Raw genomic sequence first — 19,637 nt, forward strand, 5'->3', positions numbered from 1 at the left:
TCAGGCGACGAGCTGCTCCATGATACGTTGATACATACGGGCCAGCAGCTGCAAATCAGCGGCATTCACGCATTCATTGATTTTATGAATCGTGGCATTCACCGGCCCAAGTTCGACCACCTGCGCACCCATACGGGCAATAAAGCGTCCGTCGGATGTACCGCCCGTGGTCAGCAGTTGCGGTTTAATTTCATTATAGTGCGCGATAGCGTTAACTACCGCATCTACCAGTTTACCGCGCCCGGTCAGGAACGGCTGGCCGGAAATCCACCAGTCAACGCTGTAGCGCAGCTGGTGTTTCTCCAGCAGCGCCGCGACGCGCGCTTTGATCATCTCGTCGGTCAGCTCGGTACTGAAGCGGAAGTTAAACTGCACAAACAGATCGCCAGGGATGACGTTATTGCTGCCGGTGCCGGCCTGGATATTGGCTATTTGCATGCTGGTCGGCGGGAAATAGTCGTTGCCCTTGTCCCACTCAATACCCACCAGCTCGTTGAGCATCGGCGCGGCGCGGTGCACGGGGTTATCCGCCAGATGCGGATAGGCGACGTGACCCTGGACGCCGTGAATGGTCAGGTTACAGGTCATGGAGCCGCGACGGCCATTTTTGACCACGTCACCCACCACCTCGGTGCTGGACGGTTCGCCCACCAGGCAGTAATCCAGGCGTTCGTTACGCGCCATCAGCGTTTCCACCACCTTCACGGTGCCGTTTTTGGCGCTGGCCTCTTCGTCGGAGGTGATCAGAAACGCCAGGCGGCCTTTATGGTTCGGGTATTGCGCCACGAAGCGTTCAGCAGCAACCACCATCGCTGCCAGAGAACCTTTCATGTCTGCCGCGCCGCGACCAAACAGCATGCCGTCGCGGATCGTCGGTTCGAAAGGGGGATTGATCCAGCGGTCAGCGTCACCGGCTGGCACCACATCAGTATGTCCGGCAAACGCCAGCGTTTCACCCTGACCACGCCAGGCCCAGAAATTTTGCGTATCGCCAAAATCCATAGGTTCGACGGTAAAACCAATCGCCCGCAGGCGTTCGATCATCAGCGCCTGACAACCCGCATCGTCCGGGCTCAGGGAGGGGCGGCGAATAAGCTGCTGAGTCAGCTCAATGACCGGGCATGACATAGACTACACCTCAATAAAATAGGTTTGGTATTGGTTTTCGTTGAAACCCAGCAGCATAGGCTTACCGGGCGCCCAGAGCAATGGGCGTTTGATGATTGCTGGCATCTCAATCATTAAGGCGGCAGCGCTGTCGGCATTGTCGATACTGGCGCGCAGCGTCTCATCCAGTTTTCGCCAGGTGGTACCGCGGGTGTTGAGTAGTGCTTCCCAGCCCAGTTCAGCGATGAATTTTTGCATTAAATCTGCATCAAGACCGTCGGCGCGATAGTCGTGAAAACGGTAATCGACGTTGTTTTGCTCCAGCCAGCGGCGGGCTTTTTTGATGGTGTCGCAATTCTTGATGCCGTACAGGGTGATCATAGTGAATCCTTTTGTCTTTAAAGAGAGCAATTGCTCAGTATTTTCGATGTTTAAGCCTTTGCTAAAATATAACACATTTGTTTTATTACTATATTTGATATTCAGGTATGGCATAAATAATGTACTGCGCGTGAATATTATTTCATCTTTTTCGCATAGACGCCCAGCTGCTAAAAAATCGTGTAAGAACAGCCGCTAATTAAATTTTCCCCTCTTATCCAGGGTTATTTCAAAATATTGCAGTTGGTCACATAAAATTTACCTGACCGGGCCCATATTATCTACAAGCCAGTCGTACCAACGGGGGTAGAGCAGTATCACTGATTAAAAAGTCTTCACAATGATGATATATTCTCGTAGAATGGCCATAATAATAAGAGAGGTAGTTATGATTGAACGTGAACTGGGGAACTGGAAAGATTTTATCGAAGGCATGCTTCGTAAATGACATTCAGGAAGAACTGCAAGAGCACTTAATTAGCAAAATAACAATAGTGTGAAAATAAACACACAAAAAAGGCGTCCGGAGAGGACGCCTTTTTTATTTTCAACAGCTTATTTCTGTCGTTCCTTTAACGGGAAACGTCGGCGGACCAGTACAAAGAACAGCGGAACAAAGTAGATGGCCAGGACCGTCGCGGAGATCATCCCGCCCATCACCCCGGTTCCCACCGCGTGCTGGCTGCTCGACCCCGCGCCAGAGCTGGTAGCCATCGGCAGCACGCCGAAGACAAACGCCAGCGAGGTCATCAGAATCGGACGCAGGCGCTGGCGGCAGGCGTCAAGGGTCGCTGCCATCAGCTCCTGGCCTTTCTCGTTCATCTCGTTAGCAAACTCGACAATCAGAATGGCGTTCTTCGCGGACAGGCCAATGACCGTTAACAGCCCGACCTGGAAGTAGACGTCGTTTTCCAGCCCGCGCATCCAGGTGGCGAGCAGGGCGCCAATCACCCCCAGCGGCACCACCAGCATCACCGAGAACGGCACCGACCAGCTCTCGTACAGGGCGGCCAGACAGAGGAACACCACCAGCAGCGACAGGGCATAGAGCGCAGGTGCCTGAGCACCGGAGAGGCGCTCCTGATAGGACATGGCGGTCCACTCGAGGCCAAACCCGGCGGGCAGCTGCTGCACCAGATTTTCCATCACATCCATCGCGGTACCGGTACTGACCCCCGGTGCGGCCTCGCCGACAATCTCCACCGCGGAATAGCCGTTGTAGCGCTCCATACGCGGGGAACCGGTCTCCCAGCGGGAGGTGGCAAAGGCCGAGAAGGGCACCATACCGCCGTCTTTGTTACGCACGTACCACATGTTGATATCGTCCGGCAGCATGCGGTATTTCGCCGCTGCCTGCACGTAGACCTTTTTCACGCGGCCCCGGTCCATAAAGTCGTTCACGTAGCTCGATCCCCATGCGGTTTGCAGGGTGTCGTTGATATCATCGATGGAGACGCCCAGCGCCTGCGCCTTACGCTGGTCGATATCAATCTGCAGCTGCGGGCTGTCATCCAGACCGTTGTGGCGCACGCGGGTGAGGGAAGGGTCTTCCCCGGCCAGCTCCAGCAGGCGGTCGCGCGCGGCCATCAGGGCATCATGTCCGGCCCCGGCGTGATCCTGCAGCTCCATATCAAAACCTGCTGAACTGCCGAGCCCGCTGATCGCCGGCGGGCTGCTGGCGAAAACCCGCGCCTCTTTGATGTGGCTGAAGGCTTTGGTGGCGCGCTCGATAATCGCGAACGAGCTGCCGGTTTTGGCATCGCGCTCATCCCAGTCTTTCAGGCGCACAAACATACGCGCCACGTTCTGCCCGTTACCCCCCGGGCCAGAGCCCACGGTGGCAAACACCGACAGCACCGTATCTTTCTCTTTGGTGAAGAAGTACTGCTCGACCTGCTGGACCACCTTCAGAGTCTGCTGCTGGGTGGAGCCGCTGGGCAACTGCACCGAGGTGATAAACATGCCCCGATCTTCCAGCGGCAGGAACGAGGTCGGCAGACGCAGGAACAGGAACACCATGCCGCCCAGCAGAAGAGCGTAGATCAGCACCCAGCGCAGGCTGCGCTGCAGGATCCGCCCAACGCCCGCCTCATAGCGCGCGGCGTTGCGGTCAAACATGCGGTTGAACCAGCCAAAGAAGCCTTTCTGGCCGTGCTGTTCCCCCTTGTGCAGCGGTTTAAGCAGGGTAGCGCACAGCGCCGGAGTGAGGATCATCGCCACCAGCACCGACAGCACCATCGCCGCAACGATAGTGATCGAGAACTGGCGGTAGATCGCCCCGGTAGTGCCGCCAAAGAAGGCCATCGGCACGAACACCGCTGACAGCACCATGGCGATCCCCACCAGCGCCCCCTGGATCTGCTTCATCGATTTTCGCGTCGCTTCGCGCGGGGAGAGCCCCTCTTCGCTCATGATACGTTCGACGTTCTCCACCACCACGATGGCGTCATCCACCAGCAGGCCTATCGCCAGCACCATCGCAAACATGGTGAGGGTGTTGATGCTATAGCCAAAGGCGTAGAGCACCGTGAAGGTGCCCATCAGCACCACCGGCACAGCAATGGTCGGGATCAGCGTGGCGCGGAAATTTTGCAGGAACAGGTACATCACCAGGAATACCAGGGCGATGGCTTCCAGCAGGGTTTTCACCACATCCTCAATCGAGGCCTTCACGAAGGAGGTGGTTTCGTAGGCAATTTTGTACTCCAGCCCGTGGGGGAAGTACTGGGACAGCTCATCGAGGCGGTTGATCACCTGTTCAGCCGTGGCCATCTCGTTGGCGCCGGAGGCCAGCTTGACCCCCAGCCCGGAGGCCGGCTTGCCGTTAAAGCGGCTCAGGTAGTCGTATTTCTCCGCGCCCATCTCGACGGTGGCGACATCCCCGAGCCGCACTTCCGAGCCGTCCTGATTCACGCGCAGGGTGATATCGCGGAACTGCTGCGGGGTCTGCAACAGCGACTGGGAGTTGATGGTGGCGTTCAGCGCCTGATTATCGATGGACGGCGTGCCGCCCAGCTGACCCACCGCAATTTGCGCGTTTTGTGATTCGATGGCGTCGGTAACGTCTTTCGCCGTCATCTGGAAACTGTTCAGCTTCGCCGGATCGAGCCAGATACGCATCGAATATTGCGAGCCGTAGGCGTCGATATCCCCCACGCCGTTGATGCGGCTGAGCGGATCCTGAATATTACTGGCAACATAGTCGGCGATGTCCTGCTTATCCATCGAGCCGTCGTTTGAGACAAAGGCGATGGTCAGGATGTTGGTATCGCCGGTTTTACGCACCGTCACGCCCTGATTTTGCACCGCCTGCGGCAGCTTGCGCATCGCGGACTGCAGCTGGTTCTGCACCTGCTGCACTGCTTCATCCGGATCAACCCCTGCGGTAAAGCTCAGCGTGACCGTCGCCTGGCCGGTGGCGCTGCTCTGGGAGGACATGTACATCAGGTTGTCGAGGCCGGTCATGTTCTGCTCGATTACCTGGGTGACGGTGTTCTCCAGGGTTTGTGCAGAGGCCCCCGGATAGTTAGCCGTGATCCGCACGTTAGGCGGGGCCAGATCCGGGTACTGCTCAACAGGAAGGGAAAAAATGGCCAGCGTGCCGGTGAGACACAACAGAATTGCCAGCACCCAGGCAAAAATGGGGCGATCGATGAAAAAATTCGCCATTAAAATAAGACCTCGTTTTGCTGCGCGTCGTCATTGTACATTGCCCGCATAACTCTAGCGGCAAGGCGGATGTCAAACGTGGAGAAATAAAGGAGATAATGTAAATTATCATGCGCTTTATTCGCGTCGTTGCCCGGCTGAAGCGGTGAGTATTGCCCATCCCCAGGGCTGAGCGATGACATCCCCCCTGATTTTACCGTTATTTACCCTCGGTACTGGCTGACGAGCGGAAACAGACGCTGACCTGCGTCCCGCCGCCGGGCGGCTGCGAGAAGTGCAGGGTGCCCCCCAGCCGGTCGGCGCGCTCGCGCATGATGTTCAGCCCGTAGTGACCCGGCGGCTCGCTGGCGTCGCCAATCCCGATCCCGTCGTCGCAAATGCTCACCCTGTGGCTACCGTCCGGGGCGGTAACACAGCTGACACTGATGTCGGTGGCCTGCGCGTGCTTGATGGCGTTCAGCACCGCCTCGCGCACAATCTGTAGCAGGTGAACCTGCATCTGGGCGTCCAGCGCCAGGGAGGAGAGCTGGCAGTCGAGGCTCAGCTTAGCGCCGGTCTGCTTCTGGAGATCGTCCAGCGTCTCCTGCAGCGCGGCGGGCAGGTTTGCCTGGTTCAGCGTCAGGCGGAAGGTGGTGAGCAGCTCGCGCAGCTGACGGTACGCGGCATTCAGCGCCCGGGAAAAATCGGTAATGATCGCCTGCGCCGCTTCGTTTTCCTCCGGCACCGTATGTTTGAGCAGCGTCAGCTGGATGCGCAGATACGACAGCACCTGCGCCAGCGAGTCGTGCAGTTCCCTGGCGATAGTGGCGCGCTCCTCCATCAGCAGCAGCTGGTGGTAGTGCTTTTGCGCCTGATTGGAGAACAGGCCGCGCCCGAGCATGGTGGCCACGTTTTGCATCAGCGGGATCGGCACGGCGCGCTGCCCGCTTTGCCAGCGCAGCTCACCGAAGCGGGTCTCCAGCATAATGACCGGCAGCACCTGCGTCTCGAGGTGGTCGGCGGCCTCGCCCTCCTGCATTTTCCAGCCGTCGCTGGTGTGCAGGGCCAGCCAGCCGATCCCGGTGTATTCACGCACGGTTTGCAGGATATGACGGAAACAGTGGCTGTCGATCTTGCTGGTGTTCATCGCCTGGGAGCAGGTAAACAGCATCTCCAGCTGCTGGTGGGCCTCATGCAGGTGGCGCGTCTTCTCTTCAACCGAAATTTCCAGCGAGCGGTAGAGGGTGTGCAGCTCGGTGGCCATATGGTTGTAGGTGCGCGAAAGCAGGCCAAGTTCATTGGGCAGATCGGTATCCGGCACCGCAATATCAAACCGGCCCTGCTCGATATGCTGGCTGGAGGCGACCAGACGATTGAGCGGGGCGACCACCTGCTGGCGGATCCGCCGCAGCGTGCTGAGCGCCAGCAGAATAATGCCGATCCCACCGACAAAGGAGATGGCGAACACCAGCTGGATTTTATGTTCGGCGTAATGCTGGAGGGAGAGCACAAAGGCGTCGATACGCGCCACATACTCATCCATATGGTTCTGATACCAGGCGTAGTCGCCCTGATCGAGCTTCTCGTTTACCCCCTGCCACGCCAGCTGCAGCAGGTGATAGCGCTGTTGCACTTCATCCGGCACGTACCAGCTTTTCAGGGTGCGCAGCGCGGGGGCATTCAGCGTTTGCTGCCAGGCCTGGCGGTGGGGCTGCAGATCGGCGCTACCCCGCTGCATATCGTAACCCAGGCGATAGCTCTGCATCCGCAAAGACCCCGCCAGGTTGATCGCTTCGGCGTCGCGCTGGCTGCTGGCGAGGGTAAAGAGGGCGATGGCGCTGGTCAGCAGCGAGAGGGCAATAATGGCGAAAAAGGCCCGGGCAAGACTGTGTGAAACCGGTCGTTGAACTATCACAAATCGCTTCCTGAGCTAAGACGAAACAAACCTGAACAACGTTTCCGCAGGGGGATTGAAACGCAATTTCATCAGGAATGAAATTAATTGATCTGACACAGGTTCAGGCGAAATAGTTCGTGTTCCTGGGCAATTGAACATTGCCTGAAGCCGTGGCGGTGGGTAAATACACTACTCATATAAAGAATAAGGTTATTCAGCCCAGCAAGGGACCCGTGATGAATCATTTTATTATGGCTAATAGCCAACAGTGTATTGGATGCCGAGCCTGCGAAGTGGCGTGCGTCATGGCGCATCATAATGAACAACATCCCCTCAGCGCGCGCCATTTTACTCCGCGTATCAGCGTGGTGAAAGAGGGGAACAAACACAGCGCCGTGACCTGTCACCACTGTGAAAACGCCCCCTGCCTGCAAAGCTGCCCGAACGGGGCCATCAGTCGCATGCGCGACAGCGTACAGGTTGATGAGCAGAAGTGCATCGGCTGTAAAGCCTGCGTGGTGGCCTGCCCGTTTGGCACCATGGAGATCGTAACCACCACCGCGCAGAAGTGCGATCTCTGTCTGGATCGCACCGGGGGCCCGGCCTGCGTGGCGAACTGTCCGGCGGATGCCCTGACGCTCGTCAAGCCCGCTACCCTGAACCAGCTGGCCCGCGCGCGGCAGCAGCGTACGGCGCGTCACGAGGCGCAGCCGTGGCAGACCGGGGCAACGGCCACCCCCCGGGAGATCGGCAAGCGCGAGCGAATGTTTGCCCTGGCCGCGCGCGGCGAGCCGGATAAACTCACTCCTGAGGCGCGGGCGGGAAATTTCGATGAGATCTATCTCCCGTTCCGCCCGGCGCAGGCCCAGCGTGAGGCCGACCGCTGCCTGACCTGCGGGGAGCATTCGGTATGCGAATGGACCTGCCCGCTGCACAACCATATTCCTCAGTGGATCGAACGGGTGAAGGCGGGAGATATCGACGCTGCGGTGGAACTCTCCCATCAGACCAACTGTCTGCCGGAGATCACCGGCCGGGTCTGTCCGCAGGACAAACTGTGTGAAGGGGCCTGCACGGTGCGTGACGTTGCCGGGTCGGTGACCATCGGCAATATCGAACGCTATATCTCCGACCAGGCGCTGGCCCGAGGCTGGCGACCCGATCTGAGCCAGGTTATCCCCGTCAATAAGCAGGTTGCCATCATCGGGGCCGGTCCCGCCGGGCTGGCGTGCGCCGATGCGTTAATCCGCCGCGGCGTCAGCGTCACGGTCTTCGATCGTCATCCGGAGATTGGCGGCCTGCTCACCTTCGGCATTCCGGCCTTTAAGCTGGAGAAATCCCTGCTGGCCCGCCGTCGGGAGATCTTCACGGCGATGGGCATCCGCTTCGAACTCAACTGTGAAATCGGAAAAGATATCCCCCTGGCGCAGCTGCTCGGCGAGTACGATGCTCTGTTTGTTGGTGTGGGCACCTACCGTTCGATGAAGGCGGGTATTCCCCATGAGGATGCGCCAGGGGTCTACGATGCCCTGCCGTTCCTGGTGGGTAACACCCGGCAACTGATGGGGCTGGCACCGTCGGCGGAAGAGCCCTTTGTCGATACCGCCGGGCTGAACGTGGTGGTGCTCGGCGGCGGCGATACGGCGATGGACTGCGTGCGCACCGCGCTGCGTCACGGTGCTGCCAGCGTCACCTGCGCCTACCGCCGGGATGAAGCCAACATGCCGGGCTCGAAAAAAGAGGTCAAAAACGCCCGGGAAGAGGGGGCCGCCTTTGAGTTTAACGTTCAGCCGGTGGAGCTGACCCTCGACGAGACCGGACGGGTGAACGGCATCCGCCTGCTACGTACCCGGCTGGGCGAGCCGGATGCCCAGGGCCGTCGCCGCCCCGTGCCCATCGAGGGCAGCGAGTTTGTGATGCCTGCCGATGCGGTGATCATGGCCTTTGGCTTCAACCCGCATGCCATGCCCTGGCTGCAGGCCCAGGGGGTTGAGGTGGATGACTGGGGGCGGATTGCCGCCAGCGTCGAGACGCGCTACCGCTATCAGACCAGCAACCCGCAGATTTTTGCCGGTGGCGACGCAGTGCGCGGTGCCGATCTGGTGGTCACGGCAATGGCGGAAGGGCGGCATGCTGCCCAGGGCATCCTGGACTGGCTTGGGGTCGAGGCGCACGCCGCCCATTAACCTGACGGACGACAACGCGGGCTTCTCAGCGTAGTATGACCCACATGTTTTGCGCTACGGAGCCCGTATCAACTTGAAAATTGACCTGATTAAAGACAAGTGCCTCTCGGATAACTATTTCATTCTGCGTAACCTGACCTACGATTTAACGCGGCGTAACGGCGAGGTGGTGCGCCACAAGCGTGAAGTCTACGATCGGGGTAACGGCGCGACGGTGCTGCTTTATAACCCTGAGAAGCAGACCGTGGTGCTGATCCGCCAGTTCCGCATCGCCACCTGGGTGAACGGCAATCCCGACGGGCGGCTGATTGAAACCTGCGCCGGGCTGCTGGATAACGACGAGCCGGAAGTCTGCATTCGCAAAGAGGCGATTGAAGAGACCGGTTTTGTGGTCGGTGACGCCCGTAAGGTGTTTGAGCTGTACATGTCCCCCGGCGGCGTGACGGAAATCGTCCATTTCTTCGTGGCGGAATACAGCGACGCCCAGCGCGCGGGCAAGGGCGGCGGCATAGAGGACGAGGAGATTGAGGTCCTGGAGCTGCCCTTTAGCGAGGCACTCGCGATGGTACAATCGGGTGAAATACGGGACGGCAAAACGGTGATACTCTTACAGTATTTGCGCAGCTCCGGGTTAATGGATTGATCTTATTACCCTTAATAAGATGCATTTTATATAAATCTATCCGATAAATCCGATTGAGCAACCCCGGTCTGAGCAGGAAGATACGGTCTGTTTGTCTGTCTTTGCTTCCGGGATCCTGCTATTCATGCGTCACAGCCTTTTTCTTATCTTTATGCTCAGCGTGCTGCCCGCGGCTCTGGTTCAGGCGGCACCTGCACAGCAGTCGTTTACCGACTGGCAGGTGACCTGCAACAACCAGAACTTTTGCATTGCGCGCAATACCGGTGAGCATAATGGGCTGGTGATGACTCTCAGCCGCAGCGCCGGGGCGAAAACCGATGCGGTGCTGCGCATCGATCTCGGCGGGCTGGCGACGCCCGACCCTAAACAACCAGCTATCGCGCCCCGCCTGCTGCTTGACGGCGAGCCGCTGCGACTCGAACCTCCGCACTGGCAGGTTACCCCCTGGCGTCTGACCACCGATCACCCGGCGACGATTACCGCGCTGTTGACCACCCTTCAGCAGAAAAAGGCCATCACCCTTGCGAATGGCAAACAGGTTATCTCCCTGGAGGGGCTGAAAGAGGCGCTGCAGTTTATCGACGCTCAGCAAAAGCGTGGCGGAAGTGAAACCGCATGGATCAACAAAGGCGCGCAGCCGCCCCTGAGCGTACCGCCAGCACCGGCCCTGAAAGAGGTCGCAGTGATCAACCCAACCCCCACACCGTTAACCCGCGAGGAGCGCAGCGATCTGACTGACTACGGCTCCTGGCGCATCAACAGCAGTCAGTGTTCGCTCGACCCGGCGCGTCGTGAAGTGCGGGTCACCGCCTTGACCGATGACAAGGCCCTGCTGATGATCAGCTGCGAGGCCGGTGCCTATAACACCGTCGATCTGGCCTGGGTGGTGTCGCGCAAAAAGCCGTTTGCTTCCCATGCGGTGCGCCTGCGCCTGCCGTTTGTGCCCTCGAGCGACAGCAGCGAGATGGAGCTGATGAATGCCAGTTTCGATGAGAAGAGCCGCGAACTGACCACCCTCGCCCTGGGGCGTGGCATTGCCGATTGCGGGATCCAGACGCGCTGGCGTTTTACCGGCCAGCGTTTCCGTCTGGTGCGCTATGCGGAAGAGCCGAGCTGCGATAACTGGCATGGACCGGATTCCTGGCCCACGTTATGGATCACGAGGTAAAAGCAATCTTCCCTCTCGCTGTAGGAGAGGGCCTGGGTAAGCGCAGCGCCACCCGGCCTACAAAACCAAAAAACGGCAACCATTCGGTTGCCGTTTTGTTTTGACATGGTAGGCCCGTGCAAGCGTAGCGCCGCCGGGCAAGGCACTTACAGTAACGACTGCGCCTTCTCCACCACGTTCTCAACCGTAAAGCCAAAGAACGGGAACAGCTTCTCGGCAGGGGCAGACTCACCATAGCCGGTCATCCCGACAATCTTGCCTTTCAGCCCGACATACTTATACCAGTAGTCCGCGATACCCGCTTCGACCGCCACGCGTGCCGTGACGTCAGACGGCAGCACCGACTCGCGGTAGGCTTCATCCTGCGCATCAAAGATATCCGTTGAAGGCAGGGAGACCACCCGCACCGCATGGCCTTCCGCGGTCAGCTTCTCTGCCGCCTTGACGGTGATCTCCATCTCCGACCCGGTAGAAATCAGAATAATATCCGGCTTGCCGCCGCTGTCTTTCAGGATATACCCCCCGCGGGCGATATCTTTCACCTGATCCGGGGTACGCTCGATCTGCGCCAGATTCTGACGGGAGAGGATCAGCGCCGTCGGGCCATTATGGCGCTCTACCGCCAGCTTCCAGCCCACCGCAGCTTCGACCTGATCGCACGGTCGCCAGGTGCTGAAGTTTGGCGTCAGACGCAGGCTGGCGAGCTGTTCCACCGCCTGGTGGGTTGGGCCATCTTCCCCCAGCCCGATGGAGTCGTGGGTATAGACCATGATCTGCCGGGCCTTCATCAGCGCCGCCATACGCGCGGCGTTACGCGCATATTCCACGAACATCAGGAAGGTGGCGGTATAGGGCACAAAGCCGCCGTGGTGGGCGATACCGTTGGCAATGGCGGTCATGCCGAACTCACGCACCCCGTAGTGGATATAGTTCCCGGCGATATCTTCCTTGAGCGAGGTCGAGCCCGACCAGATGGTCAGGTTGCTCGGGGCCAGATCCGCTGAACCGCCCAGCAGCTCCGGCAGGATCGGACCAATGGCGTTCAGGGTATTTTGCGAGGCCTTACGGGTGGCAATCTTCGCCGGGTTGGCCTGCAGGTTCTCAATCAGCGCCTGGGTGGTCTCTTCCCAGTTTTCGGGCAGTTCACCGCTCATGCGACGGTTGAACTCCGCCGCCAGCTCCGGGTGTGCTTTCTGGTAGGCGGCAAACTTGTCGTTCCAGGCCGCCTGCGCTTTTTCACCCTCTTCGCGGGCATCCCAGGCTTTGTAGATCTCTTTCGGGATCTCAAAGGCTGGGTATTTCCAGCCCAGCTTCTGCCGGGTCAGAGCCACTTCCTCTTCGCCCAGCGCCGCGCCGTGCGACTCCTCTTTGCCGGCTTTGTTCGGAGAACCAAATCCGATGACCGTGCGACAGATTATCAGCGACGGTTTATCGGTCACGCTTTGCGCTTCCTGGATGGCCGCCTTCAGCGCTTCAGGATCGTGGCCGTCAATCTCATGCACCACGTGCCAGTGGTAGGCTTCAAAGCGTTTGGCGGTGTCGTCAGTGAACCAGCCCTCGGTCTCGCCGTCGATGGAGATACCGTTGTGATCGTAGAAACCAATCAGTTTGCCCAGCCCCAGCGTACCCGCCAGAGAGCAGACCTCGTGAGAGATCCCCTCCATCAGACAGCCATCGCCCATAAAGACGTACGTGAAGTGATCGACAATCTCATGATCCGGCCGGTTAAACTGTGCCGCCAGCGTGCGCTCGGCAATCGCCAGCCCGACCGCATTCGCCAGCCCCTGACCCAGCGGGCCGGTGGTGGTCTCCACCCCAGGGGTATAACCCAGCTCCGGGTGACCCGGGGTTTTGGAGTGCAGCTGGCGGAAGTTTTTCAGCTCCTCGAGCGGCAGGTTGTAGCCGGAGAGGTGCAGCAGGCTGTAGAGCAGCATCGACGCGTGACCGTTGGAGAGAATAAAGCGGTCGCGGTCGTACCACGTCGGATCGTTAGGGTTATGCTTGAGGAAATCATTCCACAACACTTCAGCGATATCGGCCATACCCATAGGTGCGCCTGGATGACCGGAATTGGCTTTTTGCACGGCATCCATGCTGAGGGCGCGAATGGCATTGGCTAACTCTTTACGGGACATAGTTCACTCCATGGCAAGGTTACAGTTTGGCGGCGAGCAGATCTTCGAGTTTGCGTTGGTCGACCGCGAAAAGACGGATCCCTTCTGACAGCTTATCAACCGCCATGGCGTCCTGATTATGCTCCCAGCGGAATTCGGCTTCGGTCATCGGTCTTGGTTTTGGCAACACCGTTGAGGATGGCACCAGGCGACGGATCACCTCTGCCTCTTTCTCCTGCAACTCCTGCAGCAGGTTAGGGGAGATGGTCAGGCGGTCGCAGCCGGTGAGCGCGAGGATCTGCTCGGTGCGGCGGAAGCTGGCGCCCATCACGATGGTTTCGTAGCGGTGCTGCTTATAGTAATCGTAGATATTGCGAACGGATTTCACGCCGGGATCTTCCTCAACCACGTAAGGGTCCATCGGCTGGCGAGCCTGGTACCAGTCGTAAATACGCCCGACGAACGGTGAGACCAGATACACCCCGGCTTCGGCGCAGGCGCGTGCCTGAGCAAAGGAGAACAGCAGCGTCAGGTTGCAGTTAATCCCCTCTTTCTCCAGCACCTCAGCGGCGCGGATCCCCTCCCAGGTGGAGGCCAGCTTGATCAGAATGCGCGATTTCTCAACATCCTGCTCCTCGTAGAGCTTCACCAGATGGCGTGCTTTAGCGATGCTTTTCTCCTGGTCAAAGGAGAGGCGGGCGTCCACTTCGGTAGAGACCCGTCCTGGAATGCTTTTCAGAATTTCGCTACCAATATTGACCGCCAGCTTATCGCTGGCCTCGGCGACCTGCTGCTCTTTGGTTTTGCCGCGTCCTTTACCGTATGCAATGGCGTCGTCAATCAGGTGCGAGAAGTGCGACAGCCCGGCGGCTTTCAGCAGCAGCGACGGGTTGGTGGTCGCATCCTGTGGCTGGTAGTGGCGGATGGATTCGATATCACCGCTGTCAGCCACGACCGTAGTGAATTTTTTGATGCCGTCTAGTTGGTTCATAAATAAATACTCCTTGGAAATAAAAGAGTTGATGGAGTGTGTTAGATCACACTTCTGTGAAATTCGCGATGTACTTAACAAAAAAGCATAGCAGACGGACATGGTCTTGCTTTGAAGGGCGGGTAACATGATTGTTATAAATTGATAACAATTTTTGTTTTTTGATGGCCAGAGTTTGGCAGCCTTCAAAGTTTGAACGGCGGGCAGCAGCGATACTATCCGCCACCCAGGGTGAACTCAGACCATAACAACATCACCCATTTTGAACGCTACGTGAAAGGAACCTTACAATGGACGAGCAGTTAAGACAGAGTGCCCTCGATTTTCATGAATTCCCCGTACCCGGCAAAATTCAGGTCTCTCCGACCAAGCCTCTCGCCACCCAGCGCGATCTGGCGTTAGCGTATTCCCCGGGCGTCGCCGCACCGTGCCTCGAAATCGAAAAAGATCCGCTGGCGGCCTACAAATATACTGCGCGCGGCAACCTGGTGGCGGTGATCTCCAACGGTACCGCGGTGCTGGGGCTGGGCAATATCGGGGCGCTGGCCGGTAAACCGGTGATGGAAGGCAAGGGCGTGCTGTTCAAAAAATTCGCCGGTATCGACGTATTCGACATTGAAGTGGACGAGCTGGATCCGGATAAATTCATCAACGTGGTGGCCGCGCTGGAGCCGACCTTTGGCGGTATCAACCTCGAAGACATCAAAGCCCCGGAGTGTTTCTACATCGAGCAGAAACTCCGTGAACGGATGAACATTCCGGTGTTCCACGACGACCAGCACGGAACGGCGATCATCAGCACCGCCGCCATTCTGAACGGCCTGCGGGTGGTGGAGAAGAACCTCTCTGACGTGCGCATGGTGGTCTCCGGTGCGGGCGCGGCGGCCATCGCCTGTATGAACCTGCTGGTGGCGCTGGGGATGCAGAAGCACAACATCGTGGTCTGCGACTCGAAAGGCGTGATTTACAAAGGTCGCGAAGCTAACATGGCCGAGACCAAAGCCGCCTACGCCGTGGACGACGACGGCAAGCGCAGCCTGGCGGACGTGATGGACGGCGCGGACATCTTCCTCGGCTGTTCAGGCCCGAAAGTGCTGAACGAAGAGATGGTGATGAAGATGGCGCGCGCGCCGCTGATCCTCGCCCTGGCGAACCCGGAGCCGGAGATCCTGCCCCCGCTGGCGAAAGCGGTACGCCCGGATGCGATCATCTGTACTGGCCGTTCCGATTACCCGAACCAGGTCAACAACGTGCTGTGCTTCCCGTTCATCTTCCGCGGGGCGCTGGACGTCGGCGCGACCGCCATTAACGAAGAGATGAAGCTGGCGGCGGTGCACGCCATTGCCGAGCTGGCCCATGCGGAGCAGAGCGAAGTGGTGGCCTCGGCCTACGGCGACCAGGATCTGAGCTTCGGCCCGGACTACATCATTCCGAAACCGTTCGACCCGCGTCTGATTGTCAAAATCGCCCCGGCTGTCGCCAAGGCGGCGATGGACTCCGGCGTGGCGACGCGCCCGATCGCCGACTTCGATGCCTATGTCGATAAGCTGACCGAGTTTGTCTACAAAACCAACCTGTTCATGAAGCCGATCTTCTCCCAGGCGCGCACCGACGCTAAACGCGTGGTGATGGCGGAAGGGGAGGAGGCGCGCGTCCTGCACGCCACTCAGGAGCTGGTCAGCCTCGGGCTGGCGAAGCCGATCCTGATTGGTCGTCCGAGCGTGATCGAGATGCGTATTCAGAAGCTGGGGCTGCAGATCAAGCCGGGCGTCGACTTTGAGATCGTCAACAATGAATCCGATCCGCGCTTCAAGGAGTACTGGAGCGAGTACTACGCGATCATGAAACGCCGGGGGATCACCCAGGAGCAGGCCCAGCGGGCGGTGATCAGCAACACCACGGTGATCGGGGCGATCATGGTCCATCGTGGTGAAGCCGACGCGCTGATCTGCGGCACCATTGGTGACTATCACGAGCACTTTAGCGTGGTGCAGGAAATCTTCGGCTATCGCGACAACGTGCATACCGCCGGAGCGATGAACGCGCTGCTGCTGCCAAGCGGCAACACCTTTATTGCCGATACCTACGTCAACGACGATCCGACCCCGGAGCAGCTGGCGGAGATCACCGTGATGGCGGCGGAAACGGTGCGTCGCTTTGGTATTGAGCCGAAGGTGGCCCTGCTGTCGCACTCCAACTTTGGTTCGTCCAAATCGGCGGCGGCCTGCAAGATGCGTCAGACCCTGGAGCTGGTGCGCCAGCGCGCACCGGAGCTGATGATCGACGGGGAGATGCACGGCGACGCCGCGCTGGTGGAGAGCATCCGTAACGAGCGGATGCCGGACAGCCCGCTGAAAGGCTCAGCCAACGTGCTGATCATGCCGAACGTGGAAGCGGCGCGTATCAGCTACAACCTGCTGCGTGTCTCCAGTTCGGAAGGGGTGACCGTCGGGCCGGTACTGATGGGCGTGGCGAAACCGGTGCATGTGTTAACCCCGATTGCCTCGGTGCGTCGTATCGTGAACATGGTGGCGCTGGCGGTGGTGGAGGCGCAGACGCAGCCGCTGTAGTAGGGATTTGTCGGGTGGCGCATTCGCTTACCCGACCTACGAACTTCCAGGCCGGGCAAGCGCAGCGCCGCCCGGCAATCAAATCCAGTCCCGAACCTTAATAAACTCCTTCAGGGCAGCCTCGCGGCTGCCTTCTTTCGGATCAAAGTTGTACTCCCAGCGCACCAGCGGCGGCATCGACATTAAAATCGACTCCGTGCGCCCGCCGGTTTGCAGGCCGAACAGCGTGCCGCGATCCCACACCAGATTGAACTCCACGTAACGCCCGCGACGATAGAGCTGGAACTCGCGCTCGCGCACACCGTAATCGTGGTTTTTCCGCCGCTCGACGATCGGCAGATACGCGTCGGTGTAGCCGTTGCCCACCGCCTGCATAAAGCTGAACGCGGTATCAAAATCCGGGGTGTTCAGATCGTCGAAGAACAGGCCGCCAATGCCGCGCTGTTCGTCACGGTGCTTCAGGTAAAAGTACTCATCGCACCAGGTCTTATATTTCGGATAGACCTCTTCACCAAAAGGCTGACACATGTCGTGCGCGGTCTGGTGCCAGTGGACAGCGTCTTCCTCAAACCCGTAAAAAGGGGTTAAGTCGAAGCCGCCGCCAAACCACCACACCGGGTCAGCACCCGATTTTTCGGCGATAAAAAAGCGCACGTTGGCATGGCTGGTCGGCACGTAAGGGTTATGGGGATGCACCACCAGCGAGACGCCCATGGCTTCGAAGCTGCGGCCTGCGAGCTCCGGGCGGTGCGCGGTGGCCGAGGCGGGCATGGCATCGCCGTGGACGTGGGAAAAGTTGACCCCGGCCTGCTCGAACACGCCGCCGTTACGCAGCACGCGGCTGCGCCCGCCGCCCCCGGCTTCGCGCTGCCACTCATCCTGCTGAAACTCCCCGCCGTCGACGGCGCTCAGCTGCTGGCAAATCTCGTCCTGCAGCTGCAGAAGAAAGGTTTTGACCGTTTGCGCGTTAGGTTTCATCAGCGTTTCCTGGCATGAGCTTTTTGATTATCGAACCAGTTAAAGTAACTGATGATCCCCGAGGCAATCGCGTTAGCGATTTTCTGCCGGAACGCGGTGGTGCCCAGCAGGCGCTCTTCGTTCGGGTTGGTAATAAAGGAGGTTTCCACCAGCACTGATGGAATGGACGGCGATTTCAACACCACGAACGCCGCCTGTTCTGTCCCTTTGCTGTGCAGCTTATGCACCGGTTTAATCTTCTTCAGAATGTGCGACCCGAGGGTTAGGCTGTTCTTGATGGTGTCGGTCTGCACCAGATCAAACAGCACCTGCTGGAGCAGATGATCTTTGGCGGTGGCCTTCTTGCCGGCCACTTCATCGGCGCGGTTTTCGCGATCCGAGAGGTATTTTGCCATCGCGCTACTCGCGCCGCGGTTGGAGAGGGCAAAAACCGAGGCACCGGCGGCATCCGGGTTGGTAAAACCATCGGCGTGGATCGACATAAAGAGATCGGCACCGTGCTGATGGGCAATCTCCACCCGGTCATACAGCGGGATAAAGGTATCGCCGGAGCGGGTCAGACGGGCGTCAATGCCGTTGCTGCGTAAAATCGCCCGGACGTTTTTTGCAATCGCCAGCACGACATGCTTTTCTTTAGAGCCGTTGCGGCCAATGGCGCCGGTATCAATGCCGCCATGACCCGGGTCGAGCATCACGATCCGCCTGGCACCGCTCTTTTTCGCTTTCGGCTTGCTGTGGCCGTTGCTGGTTTTAAGCGTGCTCTCTTCTTTTGCCTGAGCCTGCTTTGCAATGCCCGTTAACGTTAAGGCCGCCAGCCCCGCTTTGAGAACCTGACGACGCGATGTGAGTGTTTTTAATGGTTTGAATGTGCTCATGCGGCCTGAAGTGTAAAAAATGAGTGTCCTGGTGTTATATCGTATCGTCTTTTCCGTTACGACAGTCCATGTGGCGAATTGTTTTACTTTTCATTTCAATACGTGACAAAGTGCCATTATGCCAAATTTTCAGGTCTTTTTCGCTGGATATTGGCGAAAGAGGGCGTTCGCGTCATAATCACTGTTTTTAAACCCAAAAAGGCGGTTAATACCATGGAGATACGCGTTTTTCGCCAGGCAGACTTCGAAGAGGTGATCACCCTTTGGGAGCGATGCGATCTACTGCGGCCGTGGAACGATCCGGAGATGGACATCGAGCGCAAGCTCAATCATGACGTCAGTCTGTTCCTGGTCGCGGAAGTGAACGGTGAAGTGGTGGGTACGGTGATGGGCGGCTATGACGGGCATCGCGGCTCGGCGTACTACCTGGGCGTCCACCCGGAGTTTCGCGGGCGTGGCATTGCCAACGCGCTGCTCAATCGTCTGGAAAAGAAACTCATCGCCCGCGGCTGCCCGAAGATTCAAATCATGGTGCGGGAAGATAATGACATGGTGCTGGGCATGTACGAGCGTCTCAACTATGAACATGCCGACGTGCTGACGCTGGGCAAACGCCTGATAGAAGATGAAGAGTATTGATTTTCACCCCGGCGACTATGACAGCCACGGCCGGGTTCGCCTGCCGTTTCTGTTCTGGTGCGTGCTGCTGCTCCAGGCGCGCACCTGGGTGTTGTTCGTGGTCGCCAGCGCTTCCCGCGATCAGGGCAACACCCTGCTGAACCTGTTTTACCCCGATCATGATAACTTCTGGCTCGGGCTGCTGCCGGGGATCCCGGCGGTGCTGGCCTTTTTACTGAGCGGGCGGCGACATCTCTTTCCGCGCCTGTGGCAGGGGCTGCGCTGGCCACTGATCCTCGCCCAGAGCGTACTGCTGTGCTGGCAGCCTCTGCTGTGGCTGAAGGGAGAAGCGCTGAGCGGCATCGGCATTGCGCTGCTGGTGGCCGATATCGTGGCGCTGCTGTGGCTGCTGTCCCATCCTCGCCTGCGCGCCTGTTTTACGCCCGAGAAAGATTAAACGG

General features: G+C 58.8%; 15 protein-coding genes. 7 read left to right on the forward strand and 8 right to left on the reverse strand.

Going from position 1 to position 19,637, the window contains the following annotated elements; translation table 11 throughout:
- Both dapE and WFO70_RS00570 read right to left on the reverse strand, forming a co-directional pair.
- Positions 1 to 1,128 carry a succinyl-diaminopimelate desuccinylase gene (dapE, locus tag WFO70_RS00565; protein WP_142486658.1) on the reverse strand — a complete coding sequence of 376 codons (1,128 nt, stop codon included), beginning with the start codon at positions 1,126 to 1,128 and terminating at the stop codon, positions 1 to 3.
- A 3-nt stretch (positions 1,129 to 1,131) separates the two neighbouring features.
- Complete coding sequence (locus WFO70_RS00570; protein WP_337014032.1) at positions 1,132 to 1,488, reverse strand: ArsC family reductase; 357 nt, start codon at positions 1,486 to 1,488, stop codon at positions 1,132 to 1,134.
- 388 nt (positions 1,489 to 1,876) lie between these two features.
- Here WFO70_RS00570 and ypfM point away from each other — a divergent pair, with 388 nt between their 5' ends.
- Complete coding sequence (ypfM, locus tag WFO70_RS00575; protein WP_015572204.1) at positions 1,877 to 1,936, forward strand: protein YpfM; 60 nt, start codon at positions 1,877 to 1,879, stop codon at positions 1,934 to 1,936.
- Positions 1,937 to 2,043: 107 nt separating this feature from the next.
- Here the strand turns inward: ypfM and acrD are convergent, their stop codons facing one another.
- A complete protein-coding gene (gene acrD, locus WFO70_RS00580) occupies positions 2,044 to 5,157 on the reverse strand; it encodes a multidrug efflux RND transporter permease AcrD (RefSeq protein ID WP_337014033.1) in 3,114 nt (1,037 codons plus the stop codon).
- Positions 5,158 to 5,356: 199 nt separating this feature from the next.
- Positions 5,357 to 7,051 carry a nitrate/nitrite two-component system sensor histidine kinase NarQ gene (gene narQ / locus WFO70_RS00585; protein WP_337014034.1) on the reverse strand — a complete coding sequence of 565 codons (1,695 nt, stop codon included), beginning with the start codon at positions 7,049 to 7,051 and terminating at the stop codon, positions 5,357 to 5,359.
- Between the two features lie 218 nt (positions 7,052 to 7,269).
- Between narQ and aegA the strand changes: the two genes are divergently transcribed.
- The 3 genes from aegA (at position 7,270) to WFO70_RS00600 (ending at position 11,030) form a co-directional block, all read left to right on the forward strand.
- Positions 7,270 to 9,219: a formate-dependent uric acid utilization protein AegA gene (aegA, locus tag WFO70_RS00590; protein ID WP_337014035.1), complete on the forward strand. Its 1,950-nt coding sequence runs from the start codon at positions 7,270 to 7,272 to the stop codon at positions 9,217 to 9,219.
- Positions 9,220 to 9,286: 67 nt separating this feature from the next.
- Positions 9,287 to 9,862, forward strand: a complete 576-nt coding sequence (nudK, locus tag WFO70_RS00595) for a GDP-mannose pyrophosphatase NudK (protein ID WP_337016547.1) — start codon at positions 9,287 to 9,289, stop codon at positions 9,860 to 9,862.
- A gap of 124 nt (positions 9,863 to 9,986) precedes the next feature.
- Positions 9,987 to 11,030: a DUF1176 domain-containing protein gene (locus WFO70_RS00600; RefSeq protein ID WP_337014037.1), complete on the forward strand. Its 1,044-nt coding sequence runs from the start codon at positions 9,987 to 9,989 to the stop codon at positions 11,028 to 11,030.
- Positions 11,031 to 11,176: 146 nt separating this feature from the next.
- Here the strand turns inward: WFO70_RS00600 and tkt are convergent, their stop codons facing one another.
- Both tkt and tal read right to left on the reverse strand, forming a co-directional pair.
- Entirely contained in the window at positions 11,177 to 13,165 is a 1,989-nt protein-coding gene (gene tkt / locus WFO70_RS00605) for a transketolase (protein ID WP_337014039.1), read from the reverse strand.
- A 19-nt stretch (positions 13,166 to 13,184) separates the two neighbouring features.
- Positions 13,185 to 14,135, reverse strand: a complete 951-nt coding sequence (tal, locus tag WFO70_RS00610; RefSeq protein WP_337014041.1) for a transaldolase — start codon at positions 14,133 to 14,135, stop codon at positions 13,185 to 13,187.
- A gap of 290 nt (positions 14,136 to 14,425) precedes the next feature.
- Here tal and maeB point away from each other — a divergent pair, with 290 nt between their 5' ends.
- Complete coding sequence (maeB, locus tag WFO70_RS00615) at positions 14,426 to 16,705, forward strand: NADP-dependent oxaloacetate-decarboxylating malate dehydrogenase (protein ID WP_337014042.1); 2,280 nt, start codon at positions 14,426 to 14,428, stop codon at positions 16,703 to 16,705.
- A gap of 78 nt (positions 16,706 to 16,783) precedes the next feature.
- On the opposite strand, the gene hemF is transcribed toward maeB, so the two are convergent.
- Complete coding sequence (hemF, locus tag WFO70_RS00620; RefSeq protein WP_337014044.1) at positions 16,784 to 17,683, reverse strand: oxygen-dependent coproporphyrinogen oxidase; 900 nt, start codon at positions 17,681 to 17,683, stop codon at positions 16,784 to 16,786.
- Positions 17,683 to 18,558 carry an N-acetylmuramoyl-L-alanine amidase AmiA gene (gene amiA, locus WFO70_RS00625; RefSeq protein ID WP_337014046.1) on the reverse strand — a complete coding sequence of 292 codons (876 nt, stop codon included), beginning with the start codon at positions 18,556 to 18,558 and terminating at the stop codon, positions 17,683 to 17,685. The genes hemF and amiA overlap by 1 nt, the downstream gene beginning before the upstream one ends.
- A gap of 213 nt (positions 18,559 to 18,771) precedes the next feature.
- Here amiA and WFO70_RS00630 point away from each other — a divergent pair, with 213 nt between their 5' ends.
- Entirely contained in the window at positions 18,772 to 19,197 is a 426-nt protein-coding gene (locus WFO70_RS00630; protein WP_106994657.1) for a GNAT family acetyltransferase, read from the forward strand.
- Positions 19,184 to 19,633, forward strand: coding sequence for a DUF2919 domain-containing protein (locus WFO70_RS00635; protein WP_337014051.1), 450 nt, complete (start codon positions 19,184 to 19,186; stop codon positions 19,631 to 19,633). The genes WFO70_RS00630 and WFO70_RS00635 overlap by 14 nt, the downstream gene beginning before the upstream one ends.
- Positions 19,634 to 19,637 lie beyond the last annotated feature (4 nt).

Source organism: Leclercia sp. AS011 (genome assembly GCF_037152535.1).
Lineage (GTDB): Bacteria > Pseudomonadota > Gammaproteobacteria > Enterobacterales > Enterobacteriaceae > Enterobacter.